This is a genomic window from Terrihabitans aquatilis, assembly GCF_052542005.1.
The window spans coordinates 134,736-152,759 of sequence record NZ_JBOCUO010000003.1 but is presented as its reverse complement, the minus strand read 5'-3'; the positions used below and the strand labels follow the sequence as shown (position 1 = coordinate 152,759).

Sequence of the window (18,024 nt, the reverse complement as noted above, 5' to 3'; positions counted from 1 at the left end):
TCTCGTCTGGAAGGGTGCTGACGCGAAGATACGCGGCTCAACGCATCAGAACCGGGGAAGGTCCCTCCCGCTTAGGGCAAATTTTTTACCGGCGCGCAACGTCTGCTAGCGGCGCTTTGGCTTCGAGCGGCCGAGCGCCGGTTGCAGCGATTGCTCGATCTCGAAGAAGCCTTCCCAGGGATCGGCCTCCAGATTTTCCAGCCGTCTTGGCAGGTTCGAGACGTTGAAATGATTGCCACGCACTTCCGGTCCGAGTTCGTCCCATTTCAGCGGCGTGGCCACGGGCGCGCCCGGACGGGAACGGGTGGAATAGGCGGCCACGGCCGTGGCGCCCTGCCCATTGCGCAGATAATCGACGAACACGCGACCCGTGCGGATCTTCTTCGCCATGGTGGAGACGTAACGGTCCGGGCTGTCGCCGGCCATGCTCTCGGCGATGGCCTTGGTGAAGGCCTTGACCTCGGTCCATGGCGTGTCGGCGACGAGCGGCACCACCACGTGCAGCCCCTTTCCGCCCGTGGTCTTCACGAAGCTCTCCAGACCCAGGGCTGTCAGTCGCTCCCGCACCTCGCGCGCGCCGGCGATCACCGCTTCCCAGGCGACGTCATCGCCGGGGTCGAGGTCGAAGATCAGGCGGTCGGCCTTGTCCGAAACCTGTTCCGTTGCGCCCCAGGGATGAATCTCCAGCACGCCCGCCTGGACCAGGGAAACCAGCCCGGCAAGATCGTCGATCGCCAGCATCTTCTCGTCATCGCCCGGAACCGGGATCTGCCGGATCGCACCATGCAGTCCGGCCCAGGCATGCTTCTGGAAGAAGCAGGTCTTCTCCGAGCCGGAAGGGCAGCGCACCAGCGACAAAGGCCTCCCCACCATGTGCGGCAGCACCCAGTCTGCGATCTCGGCGTAAAACTCCGCCAGCCCCTGCTTGGTCACGCCCTGTTCGGGCCAAAGCACGCGCTCGGGATGGCTGAGCGTCACGCCCGCCACTTCCGCCCCTTTGCGGATCACAGCGGAGGATTTCGGCTTTTGCGACATGTCGGCCTCCTTCGGGGGCTTCGGTGGTTCGGGCGCATCCTTCGGCACTTCCCGCACCACCTCCCTCGCCGCCTTGTCCTCGCGCAGACCCTTGAAGCTCGCGTGGCGGAGCGAGCCGTCATGCGTCCAGCCGCGGTATTCGATCTCGGCCACCAATTCGGGACGGGCCCATTTCACGCCGCGCCGCTCTTCCGCCGACAGCTTGGCCGCGAACGGCGAGGCGGACGCCTTGATGGCATCGAGCGCGTTGAAGAGATCGCGCGATACCTTTTCCGTGAATCCCGTGCCGACACGGCCGGCATGGATCAGGCGCTCGCCCTCGTAATAGCCCAGCACAAGAGACCCGATGCCCTTGCGCGACACGGTGGAGGGCACGTAGCCGCCCACGACGAATTCCGCACGCTCGGTGCATTTCACCTTCAGCCAGATGTCGCTGCGGCCCGAGCGATAAGGCGCATCCGCGCGCTTGCAGATGATGCCCTCCAGCCCGAGCCGGCAGGCGTGGCGGGCCATGGCATCGCCATCGCTGGAGATGTGGTCGCTGTAGCGCAGGCGCGGATGGGGGTCCCCTGCGATCAGGGCCGACAACGCCTCCTTGCGTTCGGAGAGCGGCAAGGGCGTCAGATCGCGGCCGTCGAGATGCATAAGGTCGAAGGCGTAATACATCGCCTTGCCGCTGACGAGCTTGCCGCCGCGCCCGCCGAGATCCTGCTGCAGTGCGGAAAAGCTGGAGACGCCGGCCTCGTCCTCGACCACGGCCTCGCCGTCGAGCAGTGCCGTCTGCGCCGGAAGCGCGGCGATGGCTTCGGCGATACCGGGAAAGCGGTGCGTCCAGTCGAGGCCGCTGCGGGTCAGAAGCGTGACCCTGCCTTGATCGAGTCGCGCCTGAAGCCGGTAGCCGTCAAACTTGATCTCATGCACCCAGTTCGCGCCGTTGCGGGCATTGGCCACGAGCGTGGCCAATGCAGGCGGCACGAAATCGGGGAGTGTCGCCATCTTCGCGGTTTCCATCGGCGCCGCCGCCTTTGCCTTCGCCGCCAGCTTGCGCTTCGGCTTCGGTGGGGATGCGGCATCCGCCGGCCTGGTTTCCTCGGCCGAATTCACACTGTCGCCGCGGTTCGACTTCCACACGCGATCCTTGTCGGCCGCGATTTCCGGAATGGTGCGGCCCGACACCACGGACCGATCCGCCTCTTCCAGAATGTCGGGATCGGCCTCGGTGCGGGCGAATTCGTCATCGGATTTGATGAGCAGCCAGGAATCGGTCTTTTCGCGCGCCCGCCGCTTCAGCCGCACGAGATGCCACACGCCGTGCAGCTTCTCGCCGTGCAGGATCACGTCGAGATGGCCCTTCGCGAAACCCTTGTGAGGATCGTGGACCGGCTCCCACGTGCCCTGGTCCCAGACCATCACGGTGCCGCCGCCATATTGGCCCTTGGGGATGATCCCCTCGAACGCATTGTAGGCGATGGGATGATCTTCGGTCTGAACGGCCAGCCGCTTCTCGCCGGGCACGAGGCTCGGGCCCTTGGTCACGGCCCAGCTTTTCATCACGCCGTCGAGTTCGAGGCGGAAATCATAATGCAGGCGTGTGGCGTCGTGCTTCTGGACGACGAAGGAATGGCCCGACGCGGTCGCGGCTTCAGGGCCGGGCTCGGGGGTCTTGGTGAAATCGCGCTTGGCGCGATAGGCGTCGAGGCTCTTCGTCACGCCGACTCAATTCGCCGGCGTTCTCCGGGTTCCTCAACCGGGCAATGCCCTCACACCGCCGCCACCAGCCCGCGCACGCGGAACCGGCAATCGGCCGCCTTATGGCGCGCCAACCGAGCGTCTTCCGAACGCGGCTCCATGGCGATGAAGCGCTCCCAAACGGGCAAAGCCTCCGCGAAGCGGCCGAGATCGTGCAAAGCGAGAGCCAGATTGTAAGCCGCGTCGGCGAAATCCCCGTTGATCGCCAGCGCCATCAAATAATGGCCGACCGCCTCGTCCTTGCGGCCTGCATCCTCGGCAGACACGCCGAGATTGAACCACGCTTCCGGAAAGGCGGGAGCGCGATCGATGGCCATGCGCCAGGAAATGCGCGCCTCGGCCAACCGCCCCGCGGCATCCTGCACATTGCCCAGATTGAACGGGATCAACGGGTCGTCGCGATCGAGCTTGCAGCCAAGATCGTAGAGGCGCTCGGCTGTGTCGAGATCACCCTCCTCCTCCGCCTCCTCGGCGCATTCGATCACGTCGTCCACGTTCTCGGGCGGCGTGTCGAGCGGCAGGCCGTACTGCCCCTTCATGTCGGTCTGCACGCCGTCGATCGAGCGCGCGAGCTCACCGTAACGCGTCACCGCCAGCCGCACGTCGGACAGGCTGCGGCCTTCCTTGCGCAGATCGATCGCCGCGCCCACGACATCAGCCAGATCACCACCGGCACGCAGCAACCGGGCCACCTCCCGTGCCGCCACGAGATCGCGATAGGAGTGCATACCCTCCACCGCCTCGACCACGTCGAACAGCGCGAGCCAGAACAAATAGTCCTCGTCGAGGCCCGACAGGCGGCAGAGTTCGGCGGTGCTGAGCGTCCGCGCGATCGGCGCCGGTTCCCGGCGCAGGCCGAGGCTGCGCTGAAGCTGGGTTTCGCTGATCAGAAGGGCCTGGTCGGGGATGCGCTCAAGCATGTCCATCATGCGCGAGCCCGACAGCAAATCGCGCGCGGCACTGCCGGTCACGGCCACCACCGTCACGCCTTTGACGAGCCGGCGGCTGAGATGCGCGCCGGCGCCCGTGCAGGCTTTATGAAGCTGGTTGCGCGTCAGGCCATCGACGTGGCCGAGGACGAAAACAGAAGCGTGGCAGAGATCGTACATCCCACCCCACAAGGGACCATGACCCGAATCAATGTCCGTGCCGTGATTCTGCGGTGAAACGATGATTTTTCGAAGACTTTTCTATTTTTATCCTAAACGAGAAGGCTTCGTTAACCGCTCGCGCGTTTCCGCGTCGACTTTTTCTCGGACGGAGCCGCCTCGCCTGCCCGCTTCACGCTGCGGGCGGCGGGCCGTCGCGCGGGGGTTTTCTCCTTGTCCGCGGCTTTGGCGGCCGGGGCCTTGCCCTTTGTTGCCGGCTTGTCGGCGGCGCCGGCCTTTTCGGTCTCGATCGAGCGGCGCAGGGCGTCCATCAGGCTCACCACATTGCCGGCCTTCTGAGCCTTCGGGGCCTCGATCTCGCGGCCCTGCTGCTTGGCCTTCAGCATCTCCACCACGGCGTTCTCGTAGCGGTCCTCGAAGGTCGCCGGCTCGAAATGCCCTCTCTTGCGGCCGATGATGTGGGTCGCAAGGTCCATCATTTCCTCGTCGATCTTCACGTCGGAGATCGACTCGAAATAGGCGTCGTCGTCGCGCACCTCATTCTTGAAGCGCAGGGTGGTGACGAGAATGCCCTTGCCGCGCGGATGCAGCGCCACGATGCGCTCGCGCCGCGCCAGGACGAGGCGGGCCAGACCCACCACCTTTTCCTGCGCCATGGCCTCGCGGATGACGGCAAACGCCTCCTCGGCCACCTTGTCGTCGGGGGCGAGGTAATGGGAGCCCTCGTAATAGATCTCGTCGATCTCGGATTCAGGAACGAACCGGTCGATCTCGATCGTGTGGCTGCTTTCGATCTGGACCTTCTCGATATCCTCATCCTCGACGAGCACGTAATGCCCTTTCGAGAATTCGTAACCGCGGGCGCGATCCTCGCGCTCCACGACCTCGTCGGTCTCGGAATCGATCATCTGCTGCTTCAGCCGATTGCCGGTGGATCGGTTCAAGGTGTTGAACGACACCCGCTCGCTCGTCGTCGTGGCGGGGTAGAGCGCAACAGCGCAGGAAACGAGCGAGAGCTTCAGATAGCCCTTCCAGGATGAACGCGGGGCCATGCCCTTCCTCCAGAACGCAAGGTGCGGACTCAACGGCGATCGCGTGTCCAAGTTCCGTGGGCATGAAAGAGGGCAAAGAAAAAGCCGGACAGCAGGGGAGCTGTCCGGCTTATGAAGAAAACCAAGAGCTGCGAGGGGCTGGGGGGCTGAGAAGTCGCCGCTCGTTGGTTCTGATGGGAAAACGAGGTTCCGGAGGTTTGGTTCCGGCCGTTTCCGAATTTTTTTAAAATTATTCGCCCTTCAGGGCGTCCTTGATTCCACCGACGGTGCTCTTGACCTTGCCCTCGGTCTTGTCGGCCTTGCCTTCGGCCTGCAGCTTCTCGTCGCCGGTTACCTTGCCGACGGCGTCCTTGACGGAACCCTTGGCCTTGTCGGCGGCACCTTCCACGCGCTTTTCGTCAACCATGGTCGTTCTCCTCCGTGTGTGGAGGGAAAACGCACGATGGGTCAAAGGGTTCAACCGCCCTCGCCGGACTTGTGCAGCGCGGTCAGGCCTTCGCGATAGGTCGGATAGGACAACTTGATGCCGAGTTCGGAACGCAGGCGGCTGTTGCGCACGCGCTTGTTTTCGACCCAGAAGCTCTTCGCCATCTCGCTCATGCTGGCCTCGGCCTCATCATAGGAGACGATGGCGGGCGGCTCGACGCCGAGCAGGCCGGCCGCGAAGGCCGTCACCTCGTGCTGCGCGGCAGGCTCGTCGTCTGCCAGATTGAACACCGGCCCCGCGTCCGGCCGATCCATCGCCGCCGCAACCGCATCGGCGATGTCCTCGACGTGAATTCGGTTGAACACCTGGTCCGGCTTGTCGATGCGCTTGGCCACGCCGCGCTTCAGCTCGGCCAGCGGGTTGCGGCGCGGGCCGTAGATGTTGGACAGGCGGAAAACCTGCACCGCACGGTCCGTGGTTGCCAGCTCGCGCCAGCCCTCCTCGGCCGCGAGCCGGCGGCGCGAGCGTGCGGAACCGGGCGTCGCCTCGGTGTCCTCGTCGATCCAGCGACCGGCCTGATCGCCATAGACGCCGGTCGTCGACAGATAGCCGATCCAGACGAGGTCAGGGTTCTCCGCGAGCGTTTCCCCGAGCGCCGTCAGACCGGTATCGCCGTTCTCGTCGGGCGGGATCGACACCAGGACATGCGTCGCGCCTCTGGCCGCCGCCACGAGATCGGGCGACAGCGGCAGGCCGGGCTTCAGCGTCAGGATGCGGACATTGTCGAGCGGCCGGGCGGTGTCCGGATCGCGCACCGTCGCCACGATCTCCCCGAACCTCTTGCCGTGGCGCTCCACGAAAGCGCGTGCCGAATATCCCAGTCCCAGCACGAGCAGGCGCATGATCGAGGTCCTAGAAATCGAGGTCGGCGTAGACGGAAGACGGCTGCATGCCGATCACCCTGTCGCCGATCAGCGTGCGGAAGCTCGGGCGCGATTTGACGCGGGCGTACCAGTCACGCGCCATGGAATCCTCGTCCCACGGCACATCGCCCATGTAATCCACCGCGGAAATATGTGCGGCAGCGCACAGATCGGCGTAGGTCAGGTCCTTGCCCGCAAGCCAGTTCCGCTGCCGAATAAGGTAGCCGATATATTTGAGGTGGTAGCGGATGTTCGCCTTTGCCGCACGAATGGAGGCCGGATCGGGGGAGGAGCCGCCGTGCTCCGGGCGCATGAAGCGCTTGTAGATCTTCTCCTGAACCAGCGGCTCGGACACTTCCTCGGCGAATTTCTTGCCGAACCAGGCCACCAGCCGCCGCACCTCCACCCGATCCTGCGGGTTCTCCGGCAGGAGGCGGCGATTGCCGAGCGCAAGCCCGCGCGTCTCGTCCAGCCATTCGGCGATCACGGTCGAGCCCGGAACCGAGGCGATCTGTTCCTCCACCAGAACAGGCGTGGTGCCGGCCGGATTGAGGATGAGGAACCCCTCGCGCCGCTCCCACGGACGTTCCTCGACGAGATCGCACTCCATCCCCATTTCCGCCATTGCGAGGCGGATGAAGCGCGAGTGCGGACAGAACGGATGGTGGTAGAGAATCGCCATGAACCGGTTGGGAGTGGTCGCCTCAACGAACGGCAGATGGCGCGCGACCAAGGCTCCCTATAGAACCACGTCGCAGCCCCGGCAACCGATTCGCGCCGGATCGAGGTTAGACGATGGATTTGGGCCGTATCATGGACGCCCTGCTTCTGGGCGTGGTCGAAGGCGCAACGGAGTTCATTCCCGTCTCATCGACGGGGCACATTCTGCTGCTCGGCCATTTCCTCGGTTTCGAATCGACCGGCAAATCGTTCGAGGTGCTGATCCAGCTCGGCGCAATCCTTGCCATCCTCTCGGTGTATACGGCCCGTTTGTTCAACATCGCCATGGCGCTGCCCAGCGATCCGGCGGCCCGCCGCTTCGTCATCGGCGTGCTCGTGGCTTTCCTGCCGGCGGCGGTGATCGGTGCGCTTGCGCACGATTTCATCAAGACCGTGCTGTTCGAGACGCCGCTCGTCGTCTGCGTCGCGCTGATCCTGGGCGGCCTCGTCCTCATCTGGGTCGATGGCCTCGATCTGCGCGTGCGCTACACCGACGCCACGCAGTTTCCGCTGCACGTCTATCTCATCATCGGCTTTGCCCAGTGCCTCGCCATGATCCCGGGCGTCTCGCGCTCGGGCTCCAGCATCGTGGGCGCTCTGCTGCTCGGGGCCGACAAGAAATCCGCTGCGGAATTCTCGTTCTTCCTGGCCATGCCCACAATGGTGGGCGCCTTCGCCTACGACCTCTACAAGAACCGCAACGCTCTTTCAGCCGACGACATCATGGTCACGGGCATCGGCTTCGTCGCCGCCTTCGTCATGGCGGTCATCGTGGTGCGCGGCCTGCTCGCTTATCTCAGCCGCCATGGATACGCGCTGTTCGGCTGGTGGCGCATCGTGGTCGGCGCCGCCGGGCTCGCCGGCCTCATGGTCTACGGCTGAGGGCGGACACCGCCCCCAGCCCTCACCTCAATGGGCGTGGATGTCGGTGAACTGGCCGGCCTTGCGATAGGCGTAAAGGTAGGTCGGCACCACATTTTCCACCGACGTCGGGCGAATACCCAGTCCTTCCAGCGTGCGCCCTTCGGCCATTGCGGCCTCTGAAACCACATTGTCGGCCCGCAGCGCCTCGACCTGATCCACCGTCAGCAGCGGCTTCGGCAGAAGCTGCAGCACGCTGGCCTGGAAACGCGCGACATCGAACGGCAGGGGCAGAAGCAGGCGTTTGCGGCAGGTGACGGCGAGCACATATTCCATCAGCTGACGGAACGACTTCACCTCCGGTCCGCCAAGTTCATAGATCGCCGGCCGGGCCGCGCCATCCACCAGCTTCGCCAGGGCATCGCCCACATCGGCGGCGAACACCGGCTGGAATCGCGTCTTGCCGCCACCGATCAACGGCAGAAACGGCGAGATGCGCGCCATGCCCGCGAAGCGATTGAAGAAATCATCCTCCGGACCGAACACCAGCGAGGGGCGCAGGATGGCCGCGCCGGGGAACGCCGCCCGAACACGAACTTCGCCCTCAGCCTTGCTGCGCGCATAGGCGGACGGCGATTCAGCATCGGCACCCAACGCGGACATGTGCACCAGCGTGCCGATGCCTTCCGCGGCCGCGGCCTGGGCGATGCGCTCCGCACCCTCCACATGCACGGCCTCGAACGTCTGCTTTCCGCTCTCGTAAAGAATGCCTGTGAGGTTCACCACCGCATCGGCGCCCTCGATGGCGGCACGCACCGATTCGCTGTTGCGCACATTCGCCAGCACCGAATGGATCTGACCCACGGTGCCCAGCGGCTGCAGATGAACGGCCAGATCCGGCCGCCGCACCGCATTGCGCACCCGAAAGCCCTGGCCGGCCAAGGCACGGATGACATGGCGGCCAATGAAGCCCGAGCCGCCGAACACGGTAACGATACGATCCGAGACCATCACGCGGGGCATCTCTTCGAACCCTTCCAAACACGTTGATGGGCGTCTTCGTAAGCCAGATGTCACGAACCGTCCAGCAGGCCGTTGACCCGGCGCAAAACGCACCTTATAGCGAGCCCCGTGCCCAGGTGGCGGAATTGGTAGACGCGCTGGCTTCAGGTGCCAGTGGCTTAACGGCCGTGAAGGTTCGAGTCCTTTCCTGGGCACCACAACTCTAACCTAAGTGTTTGTTTTATTTTAGGTTTATCGCCCCGACATTGGTTGACTGGTACAAAGATCGGTACAAAGAGGCAGCTACGGAGCCCTTTGCACCAATGTCCGCACCATACCTAAAACGCCTCCCCAACGGCATCTATCAATACCGCCGCGTAATCCCTGACGACCTCAGGGGCATCCTCGGCAAACGAGAGATCAAGCAATCGCTGGGTAAGGACTTCGCCGCTGCGATGAAGCAGTACGCGGACGTTCATAAGAAGGCTGACGAGGCCGTCGAGAAAGCGAAGCTCGGGACACCACCGGACACCGTGAGGGCAGAGGTCCTAGACCTGTTGAAGCGTCACAGACTCACAGTCGATGATGTCGAGGCCGCAGCAAGCGTCGACCGGCACGATCCTGACAGCGTTGACCTTGCGATAGGCATGGGAGCGTTAGTCGACGAACTCCGGGAACAAGCCGAGGAAGCCCAGCGGAATGGCAGGGACGCCCGGCAGGTGCTGGAAGCAATCCAGTCTCTGGCGAAAGGGGTCATTCCCAAGGAGACCCACACCGTCGCTACGGCTCTAGAATTCTATCGCAAGAGCAAAGCGAAGCCGGATGCCGCGAAGAACAAAGCCCTTGAGGATCGCATCAACAATCTGAAAGGGCGCATGGCGAAGGCCCTCGGGGTTCAGGCGATCACCAAGAGGCCTCTGGAAAACTTCACGAACGAGAATGCCCGAAAAACCCGCGACTTCCTGCTCAAGGATGGTCTGGACCCGGCGTCAGTGAAGCGAATGATCGGTATCGTGAAGGCCGCGATCAATGAGGTTTCGCGCGAGTACGACCTCACATTCAGAAATCCCTTTGAGAAACTCAAGATCGCGGGAGCTGAGGTCTCGCGAGAAGACCGTCATCCTCTCACTGATGACGATATGGCCGCACTTGCGCCTGTGATGATGGCGAATGATGACGACCCTCTCAGCATCCTCTGGGTGATCCTGAGGGACACCGGAGCGAGGCCGAGCGAGATACTCACCTTGAAGGTGCAGCACGTCGATACGAAGAAGGAGAGCGTCAGCATTCCGTTCGGGAAGACGAAGAACGCGAAGCGGGAGGTTCCTCTGTCCCCCGAGGCTCTCAAGGGTGTGAAGAAGCTGATCGACGGCAAGAAGCCGGGTGACTTCCTATACCCAAAGTACGCCACCGGGAGAGGTCCGGACAGTGCTTCTCAGACGATGATGAAGCGTTTCCGCAAGGTCATCAAAGACGAGAAGCAGACAGTATATTCGCTGCGTCATCGCATGACGGACAAGCTGAGGGACGTTGAGTGCCCCGAGGAAATCCGGAAGGAAATTCTCGGTCACGATACGCAGAACGTCGCCATGAACTACGGCAAGGGATACGCGCTCGCGCGGAAGCGGGAGTACCTCTCAAAGGTGTGGTCGCTCACGAAGTGACAGGTGCCCGCACCTTTCCCCTTCATACAGCACATACGAAGCGGTTTTCCCTGCATACAGGACATTCCAAGCTCCCCCATTCTCAAGTTTGTCCCGTTTCGGAGCCGGCAGCACTCGCCTCCCTTCATGCCCCTTAGGGAACCCTCAGAATGGCCTTAGCGCCCCGCTCTGCTCTGCCCGGACAACTTCCCGCGCTTTTCCTCCAGGTGCCATGTGACGGCCTCGGAAGCTCAGCAGTACACCAATAAAGGAGCAGCCAAATGACGGCTGAACGCAGCGGCACATCCGCTGACAATAACTCTCGCCCCCTCTCCAAGCGCGATCCTATGGACCTCTTTGAAGCGCTCTCGACGATCCGCGAAGCAATCGCAACGCATGGCCTAGAACCGCCCGTCCCTACTCCGGATCGGCTGGGCCTCTCTGAGTTCACATCGCTCGTAGCCGTGTTTCAGCCGCGTCAACTCAACGGAAATCACGCGAAGGACGAGGATCACCTGAAGACCCTTGAGGGGGCCATTGGTGACCCCAAGAAGCCGAACTACCTCGACCCCATTCGGGTATGGTGGGGTGGAGATCGCTATTACGTCGTCGATGGGCACCACCGCCGCGTCGCCTATCAACGCGCCGGAGTTCAGAGGGGCATCCCCGTCAATCGATTCGAGGGGACCCTTGAGGACGCGATGGCCTATACCGCTGAGGCAAACTCAAAAGATCGCCTTCCAATGACGAAGGCCGACAAGCTCAACAGGGCGTGGTTCCTGAATGTGCTTACGTCAAAGTCTAAGGCGGAAATCCGCCGGGCTTGCTCGGTCTCTACTGGCACCATCAACAACATGCGAAATGTTCGCAAGCGCCTTCTCGATCAGGGGTCCTCGTTCGAGGAACTGGCGGGGATGACCTGGCGGGACGCTCAGGACCAGCTGTATGGGCGGGAACCGAAGCAGTTCGATCCTGACGATGCGGTCAGAAAACAGGCGAACGAATGGCGTGACCGTATCAGTCGAACATTCGGCAACAAACCGGCGGCATTCTCTGAGGCATTCGCCTTGGCCCTTCTCTTGAGCAATAGCTCATTGCCGAAGCTTCTCATGACCACGAACAGTTGGGATGATGACTTTAAAGAGGTCCTCGGGGAACTCGCGGATCAACGCGAGGATGCGCGAGAGCTGCTGAGTATCATCGACGAGGATGAAGACTACTGAGCTCCTTGGCTGGTCACTCCTTATGGCCAGTTGGTGACCACCCCCTAGTCAAATGACCACCCGGACATGGTCAAGCTACTAGCAACCCGCGCTGTGTGTCCCGGCTTAGCAGCTGGGGCACAAAACCTGTTTGTGCTTGATCCCACATTTTTCCTTGGGCTTTTCAGCCTAACCCAATGTCGTCGAAGACTGGCAATTCTGGCCTGCTGGGCGGTATGCTCTCCAGAGGCATCTAGGGGTTGGGTAGATTGGGTACGAATCTAAAGGACTTTTCGCAGACGCTATTTGCGGCGGCCGACCAACTCTGGACGAACAGCAGCCTTAGACCCGACCAGTATGCTCAGCCGGTGCTGGCACTGATCGCGCTACGGCAGATGGAAGCAAAGTTCGAGGCAGTTCATGCTGAGCTTGCCCCGAACTACAAGGGCCGCCTGAAGCCGGCCCCAGCCGACTATCAGGCCAAGGGCGCGATCTTCCTGCCGGAAAACGCCCGCTTCTCCCGTCTCCTTGCGCTGCCCGGCACAGCCGATCTCGGGGCGGAGCTGAACGCGGCCATGAAGGGGATTGCGGATGCCAATCCCGATCTCGCCGGTGTCTTGCCGCTCGGCTATCAGGGGCTACCAAACGATGTTCTGCAAGAGTTGCTGCGCCTTCTCGCGCCGCTGAAGATTGAAGGTGACGCTTACGGCCTCATCTTCGAATACTTCATGGGGCAGTTCGCCTCGAACTATATGCAGAAGGGCGGCGAGTTTTTTACCCCAGCTGCCATCGTCAAACTCATTGTTGAGATCATTGAGCCCTATCACGGCGCGATCTTCGATCCGGCCTGCGGCTCCGGCGGCATGTTCACGCATTCGGCAGAGTTCGTTGCGCGTCATCACAAATCCCCCTCGAAAGAAATCAGCATTTACGGCACCGAGAAGATGGCGGACACGCTGAAACTCTGCCGGATGAACCTCGCGGTGCACGGGCTATCCGGCGATATCCGCGAGGCTAACAGCTATTACGTCGATCCTCACAAGCTGCTCGGCCGCTTCGACTTCGTCATGGCCAATCCGCCTTTCAACCAGTCGGAGGTCGATCGCGCCAAGCTGGTTAACGATGCAGGCAAGGTCGATGCGCGTTTCCCGCTTGGTCTGCCAACTACCAACAATGCCAACTACATCTGGATCAACCTGTTCTATGCGGCCCTGAACCCGAAGGGCCGCGCGGGTTTTGTCATGGCAAACAGCGCATCAGATGCCGGCAACACTGAGCGCGGGATCAGGAAGAAACTGATCGAGAGCGGCGCAGTGGACTGCATCTTGGCTGTCGGCCCCAATATGTTCCTCACGGTCACCCTGCCTGTGACCCTTTGGTTCTTTGACAAGGGCAAGGCAAAAGGCCCTCGCGGTGATCAGGTGCTGTTCATTGATGCGCGTCAGATATACCGGCAAGTTGATCGCGCGGACCGCACCTTCGATCCCGACCACATAGAGTTCCTGGGCAACATCGTTCGCTTGTGGCGCGGTGAGAAGATCGAGACACAGGCCGGCAGCACCGCTCGTATGGCCGCTGTGTTTCCTGAAAATGCGTACAAGGACGTCCTTGGACTTTGCAAACTCGCATCCCGTCAGGAGATTGAAGCGCAGGAGTGGAGCCTCAACCCCGGCCGTTATGTCGGCGTCGCGCCGGGGCAACAGCAAGATGACCAGCAGTTCAAGGAGAGGCTAGAGGCGCTGCAGGAAGAGCTAGAGGGACTGAATGCGGAAGCAGCGCAGTTGCAAGCACGGATTGCTCAGAACGTGGCGGAGCTTCTGAACTGATGCAAACGACAACGCTTCGGGAGCTTCTTGTCGATAGTCGGGATGGTGAGTGGGGCAAGGGAGAGCCCGCTGAGGGCCGTGTACAAATGCGCGTCATCCGCGGCACGGATTTCCCTAGCGTTCGGCTAGGTGATTTTCGTGGTGTGCCTGTTCGCTATCTTGAACGTCGCCACGCGAACCGGAAGCGTCTTGATTTGGGAGATATCCTGATTGAAACCGCGGGAGGAACTGCCGATCGTCCAACCGGGCGGACGATATTCGTAACGCCCAACGTGTTGAACGCCCTTGGCCCCGACGTTACTTGCGCGAGCTTCGCTCGCTTTCTGAGGATCGACTCAAAGAAGGCAGACCCCGGATTCATATTCTGGTTGCTTCAGAACCACTATAACAAACGCGATTTATTGCAGTTTCATCTTCAACACACAGGTGTTGCGCGCTTTCAGTTCACCACCTTTGCCGACACCTTCCCTCTGGATTTGCCAGATCGCAAAGAACAGCAGCGCATCGCATCCATCCTCGGGGTCTATGACGACCTGATCGAGGTGAACCGGCGGCGGATGTCTGTGCTAGAGGAAATGGCACAGCGGTTATTCGACGAGTGGTTCGTCCAACTCCGATTTCCGGGGCACGAAGGTCACCAACTCATCGAGACGCCGGAAGGACCGCTACCTAACGGTTGGCACATTAGGCGCATTGGTGACCTTACAAGCTTCCTGTCGCGCGGCATTGCCCCAAAGTACGACACGCATTCAACATCTCTCGTAATCAATCAAAAATGCATTAGAGATCAACGGCTGTCGTTGGCGGCTGCGCGCACTCAAAGCAAAGAAGTGCCAGTGGACAAGCGAGTGCGGCGCGGAGATATCCTCATCAATTCGACTGGCGTCGGAACGTTAGGCCGCGTTGCTCTGGTAGAGGAAGTTCCTCTTGGCACCACTGTCGATTCTCATGTGACGATTATCAGAGCGCGTGTTCCGTCGGCCGCAGACTTTCTCGGTTCAGCGCTTTTGAGAATGGAGCCACTGTTCGAGCGGCTTGGAGTTGGGGCTACAGGCCAAACCGAACTCAACCGGAGCCGAATAGCCGATCAGAACCTCATCGAACCCTCATCTGAACTTCAAATAAAATTCGCAAATCACGCGCGTCCGCTCCGTTCACTAGCGTTCAGACTTGCGCAACATAATGAGCTTCTGATCACGAGTCGCGACCTGCTCCTTCCTCGCCTCATCTCCGGCGAAGCTTCAGTCGTCACAGCCGAGCGTAAGCTGGAAGCTGTCGCCTAATGTCTCCTGGCCCCAGCAAATCTCTCTCCGGAGTCATTACCAGCGAAGACGGGCTGGTCGAGACGCCTGGGATTGATCTCCTGGAGGAACTGGGCTGGACCCATGTCACTCTGATGGAAGAAGAGGTAGGGCCAGACAATCCCACCGGCCGCCTGTCCTTTCGTGAACTTGTGATGCCAGCGAGGCTTCGCGCCGCGTTTCGCAAGCTCAATCCATCATTGCCGGATGAGGCTCTGCAGCAAGCGGAGATCGTACTGACGGCAGATCGCTCCGCCATGCTGCCCGTCGCAGCTAACCGAGAGGTCTATCGGCTGTTGCGCGACGGAATAGTCGTGCAGGTAAAACAGCCCGACGGCTCGCTGAAGGACGAGCGCGTTGCCATAATCGACTGGACGAATCCGCTGGCCAACGACTTCCTGCTCGGGTCGCAGGTCTGGATCGAAAGCAACTTGTACTCACGCCGACCGGACGGGATCGGATTCATCAACGGTATTCCGCTGCTGCTGATCGAGTGGAAAGATATCACGAAGCCTGTACAGGATGCCTACGAGGCAAATCTGCGGGACTATCGCGATACCATACCTCGCCTGTTCGACTTCAACGGCTTCGTCATTCTCTCGAACGGCCTTGAAGCCTTGATGGGCCCGAGCCATGAGGCGTTCGACACGTTCGCCCCATGGAAACGTCTGCAGGAGGATGGTCCGGAGAGCGTCGCGCTGGAGACGATACTCCGCGCCACCTGCGAACCCTCCAGCTTTCTCGATCTCGTCGAAAACTTCCTCTTATTCGACGATGCCAAGGGTGGGCTACGCAAGGTTGTCGGAAAGTGCCATCAGGTTCTGGGTGTCAATCGCGCCATCGAGGCGGTGAACGAGATCGGCGAGAACCGGGGACGGCTCGGCGTTTTCTGGCACACGCAGGGAAGCGGCAAGAGCCTCTCAATGGTGATGTTCGCCGAGAAAGTGCTGCGGAGGCTCGGTGGGAACTGGACTTTCGTCATTGTCACCGACCGGCAGGAACTGGACGACCAGATCGCCACCAACTTCGCGACAACCGGGGCGCTCACCAAGCTCGTTAAGGACTGTCAGGCCCAGAGCAGAATCCATTTGCGCGATCTGCTATCGGGGCAAGAGCGCTATGTCTTTACGCTGATCCACAAGTTTTCGACCGCCGACCGCGAACCGATGCCGGTTCTGTCTGAGCGCAGCGACATCATCGTCATTACGGACGAAGCCCATCGCAGCCAGTATGATCAGCTGGCCGCGAACATGCGCCAAGCGCTACCGAACGCAGCCTTCATCGGCTTCACGGGAACTCCGCTGATCGCCGGTCAGGAAGAGCGCACCCGCGAGGTCTTTGGAGATTACGTCTCGGTCTACAATTTCGCTCAGTCTATCGCCGATGGCGCGACAGTGCCGCTCTATTACGAGGCGCGGAAACCCGAGCTACAGCTTGCCACTGACGAGTTGAAGGAAGAACTGGACCAGCTCCTAGATGAGGCGGCGCTGGATGAAGAGCAGGAGAAAAAGCTCCAGCGCACCTTTGCCAAGCAATATCACCTTATCACCCGCAACGACCGCTTGGACGAGATCGCGGCAGACCTTGTCCGCCACTTCTCGGCCCGTGGATATCTCGGCAAGGCGATGTTCGTCGCCATCGACAAGGCCACCGCCGTCCGCATGTACGATAAAGTCAAAGCGGCGTGGGCGGATGAGATCAAGGCTCGCGAGTTACAGGTTTCCGAAGCATCAGAACCTGCGCTTACGACCCTTGCCGAGCGGCTCGACTGGATGCGCTCGCTGGATATGGCGGTGGTGGTCAGCCAGGGTCAGAACGAAATTGACGATCTGAAGCAGAAGGGTCTCGACATTCTGCCGCACCGTGATCGGATGCAGAAGGAAGACCTTGAGGCCAAATTCAAGGATGCCGGCGATCCGCTGCGGCTCGTATTCGTCTGCGCAATGTGGATTACCGGTTTCGACGTGCCTACATGCAGCACGGTCTACCTCGACAAGCCGATGAAGAACCACACGCTGATGCAGACCATTGCCCGGGCGAACCGCCGGGCCCCCGGCAAGAACGCTGGCGTCATCGTCGATTATGTAGGCGTGTTCCAGAACCTGCAGAAGGCGCTGGCGATCTATGCCGCGAAAGGCAGCGGCACGTCGCCGATCAAGGACAAGCAGGCGTTGGTCGATGCGCTTGAGGTAGCGCTGAAAGAAGCCCGCAGCTTCTGCTCGGGGAATGGCGTGGATATGGACGCGATCTACCATGCCGAAAAGCTCAAACGTCTGACGCTGATCGGTCAGGCGGTGGAGGCTCTCATTGCGCCGGATGACCGCAGACGGGGTTTCTTCCGTGTGACGAGCGCGGTGGTGCGAGCCTACAAGGCTCTCCTGCCAGACGAACGTGCCGCGCCGTATCTTAAGCCTGTGGCGACGCTTCACGTCCTTGCCGAGGCCATTCGCGGCAAGCTCGGCCCGGTGGACATCGCCGCTGTCGCCGCAAAGATCGAGGCCTTGCTGGACGAGAAGATCGAGGGCGTGGCGATTACAGCCCCAATCATTGACGGCGACGGGGCGGGTGGACGTGTCGATCTGTCGGCCATCGACTTCGAGAAACTAGCGAAGCTGTTCGCAGCGCAGCCACGGACTGCTGCGGAGAAGCTGCGAGAGGAGGTCGAGGAGAAAGCGCACAACATGGCAGGGCGTAATCCCACGCGCGTACATCTCGTTGAAAAGCTTGAGAAGCTCGTCGAGCAATACAATCTCGGAACGCTGGACGTCGAAGCATTCTTTGGCGCCCTGAAGGCGCTGATCTCCGAAATGGACGAGGAGGAGCAGCGGGCCGCGCGAGAGAGCCTAAGCGAAGATGAATTGGCGATCTTCGACCTGCTCACGAGACCGGAGCCTAAACTCAGCAAAGCGCAAGAACTAGAAGTGAAGAAGGTGGCGCGAGACCTGCTGGAGAAACTGACAGACCAGCTAGCCATCAGGGATTGGAAAGCCAAGCAGCAGACACGGTCAGCGGTGCATAGCACCATCCGTTTCACCCTGAACGAGCTGCCAGAAGATCCCTATCCCGAACCTCTATGGAATGACAAGGTTGACGCTGTATGGGCGTTTATTTTTGCGCGGCAAGCGCAGAACGCGCAGCCTGACAAACCGGTGAGATAGTCGGAGGCTGTCATGC

General features: G+C 61.3%; 13 protein-coding genes and 1 tRNA gene. 7 read left to right on the top strand and 7 right to left on the bottom strand.

Features of this window, described 5'->3' with window-relative positions:
* Positions 1-105 precede the first annotated feature (105 nt).
* From ligD to ACQ6S1_RS11680, 6 genes are all read right to left on the bottom strand, one after another.
* A complete protein-coding gene (gene ligD / locus ACQ6S1_RS11705) occupies positions 106-2,745 on the bottom strand; it encodes a DNA ligase D (RefSeq protein ID WP_445041395.1) in 2,640 nt (879 codons plus the stop codon).
* A 50-nt stretch (positions 2,746-2,795) separates the two neighbouring features.
* Entirely contained in the window at positions 2,796-3,893 is a 1,098-nt protein-coding gene (locus ACQ6S1_RS11700; RefSeq protein WP_445041394.1) for a tetratricopeptide repeat protein, read from the bottom strand.
* 110 nt (positions 3,894-4,003) lie between these two features.
* Positions 4,004-4,945 carry a non-homologous end joining protein Ku gene (ku, locus tag ACQ6S1_RS11695; RefSeq protein WP_445041393.1) on the bottom strand — a complete coding sequence of 314 codons (942 nt, stop codon included), beginning with the start codon at positions 4,943-4,945 and terminating at the stop codon, positions 4,004-4,006.
* A gap of 229 nt (positions 4,946-5,174) precedes the next feature.
* On the bottom strand, positions 5,175-5,351 hold the full coding sequence (locus ACQ6S1_RS11690; RefSeq protein ID WP_445041392.1) for a CsbD family protein: 177 nt from the start codon (positions 5,349-5,351) through the stop codon (positions 5,175-5,177).
* Positions 5,352-5,401: 50 nt separating this feature from the next.
* The gene (locus tag ACQ6S1_RS11685; RefSeq protein WP_445041391.1) at positions 5,402-6,274 is read right to left on the bottom strand and encodes an SDR family oxidoreductase; all 873 of its coding nucleotides are present in this window, start codon (positions 6,272-6,274) and stop codon (positions 5,402-5,404) included.
* Between the two features lie 10 nt (positions 6,275-6,284).
* Positions 6,285-6,977 carry a glutathione S-transferase family protein gene (locus tag ACQ6S1_RS11680; protein ID WP_445042009.1) on the bottom strand — a complete coding sequence of 231 codons (693 nt, stop codon included), beginning with the start codon at positions 6,975-6,977 and terminating at the stop codon, positions 6,285-6,287.
* 113 nt (positions 6,978-7,090) lie between these two features.
* Between ACQ6S1_RS11680 and ACQ6S1_RS11675 the strand changes: the two genes are divergently transcribed.
* Positions 7,091-7,897 (top strand): undecaprenyl-diphosphate phosphatase, encoded by an 807-nt coding sequence (locus tag ACQ6S1_RS11675; protein WP_445041390.1) that lies wholly within the window; start codon positions 7,091-7,093, stop codon positions 7,895-7,897.
* 27 nt (positions 7,898-7,924) lie between these two features.
* On the opposite strand, the gene ACQ6S1_RS11670 is transcribed toward ACQ6S1_RS11675, so the two are convergent.
* Positions 7,925-8,887 (bottom strand): complex I NDUFA9 subunit family protein, encoded by a 963-nt coding sequence (locus ACQ6S1_RS11670; RefSeq protein ID WP_445042008.1) that lies wholly within the window; start codon positions 8,885-8,887, stop codon positions 7,925-7,927.
* 122 nt (positions 8,888-9,009) lie between these two features.
* Here ACQ6S1_RS11670 and ACQ6S1_RS11665 point away from each other — a divergent pair.
* The 6 genes from ACQ6S1_RS11665 (at position 9,010) to ACQ6S1_RS11640 (ending at position 18,008) form a co-directional block, all read left to right on the top strand.
* A tRNA-Leu gene (locus ACQ6S1_RS11665) sits at positions 9,010-9,096 on the top strand.
* A gap of 105 nt (positions 9,097-9,201) precedes the next feature.
* Entirely contained in the window at positions 9,202-10,542 is a 1,341-nt protein-coding gene (locus ACQ6S1_RS11660; protein ID WP_445041389.1) for a tyrosine-type recombinase/integrase, read from the top strand.
* Between the two features lie 260 nt (positions 10,543-10,802).
* A complete protein-coding gene (locus tag ACQ6S1_RS11655) occupies positions 10,803-11,744 on the top strand; it encodes a ParB/RepB/Spo0J family partition protein (RefSeq protein WP_445041388.1) in 942 nt (313 codons plus the stop codon).
* A gap of 239 nt (positions 11,745-11,983) precedes the next feature.
* On the top strand, positions 11,984-13,549 hold the full coding sequence (locus ACQ6S1_RS11650) for a type I restriction-modification system subunit M (RefSeq protein ID WP_445041387.1): 1,566 nt from the start codon (positions 11,984-11,986) through the stop codon (positions 13,547-13,549).
* Positions 13,549-14,832 (top strand): restriction endonuclease subunit S, encoded by a 1,284-nt coding sequence (locus tag ACQ6S1_RS11645; RefSeq protein ID WP_445041386.1) that lies wholly within the window; start codon positions 13,549-13,551, stop codon positions 14,830-14,832. The genes ACQ6S1_RS11650 and ACQ6S1_RS11645 overlap by 1 nt, the downstream gene beginning before the upstream one ends.
* A complete protein-coding gene (locus tag ACQ6S1_RS11640; RefSeq protein ID WP_445041385.1) occupies positions 14,832-18,008 on the top strand; it encodes a type I restriction endonuclease subunit R in 3,177 nt (1,058 codons plus the stop codon). Before ACQ6S1_RS11645 ends, ACQ6S1_RS11640 begins: the two co-directional genes overlap by 1 nt.
* Positions 18,009-18,024 lie beyond the last annotated feature (16 nt).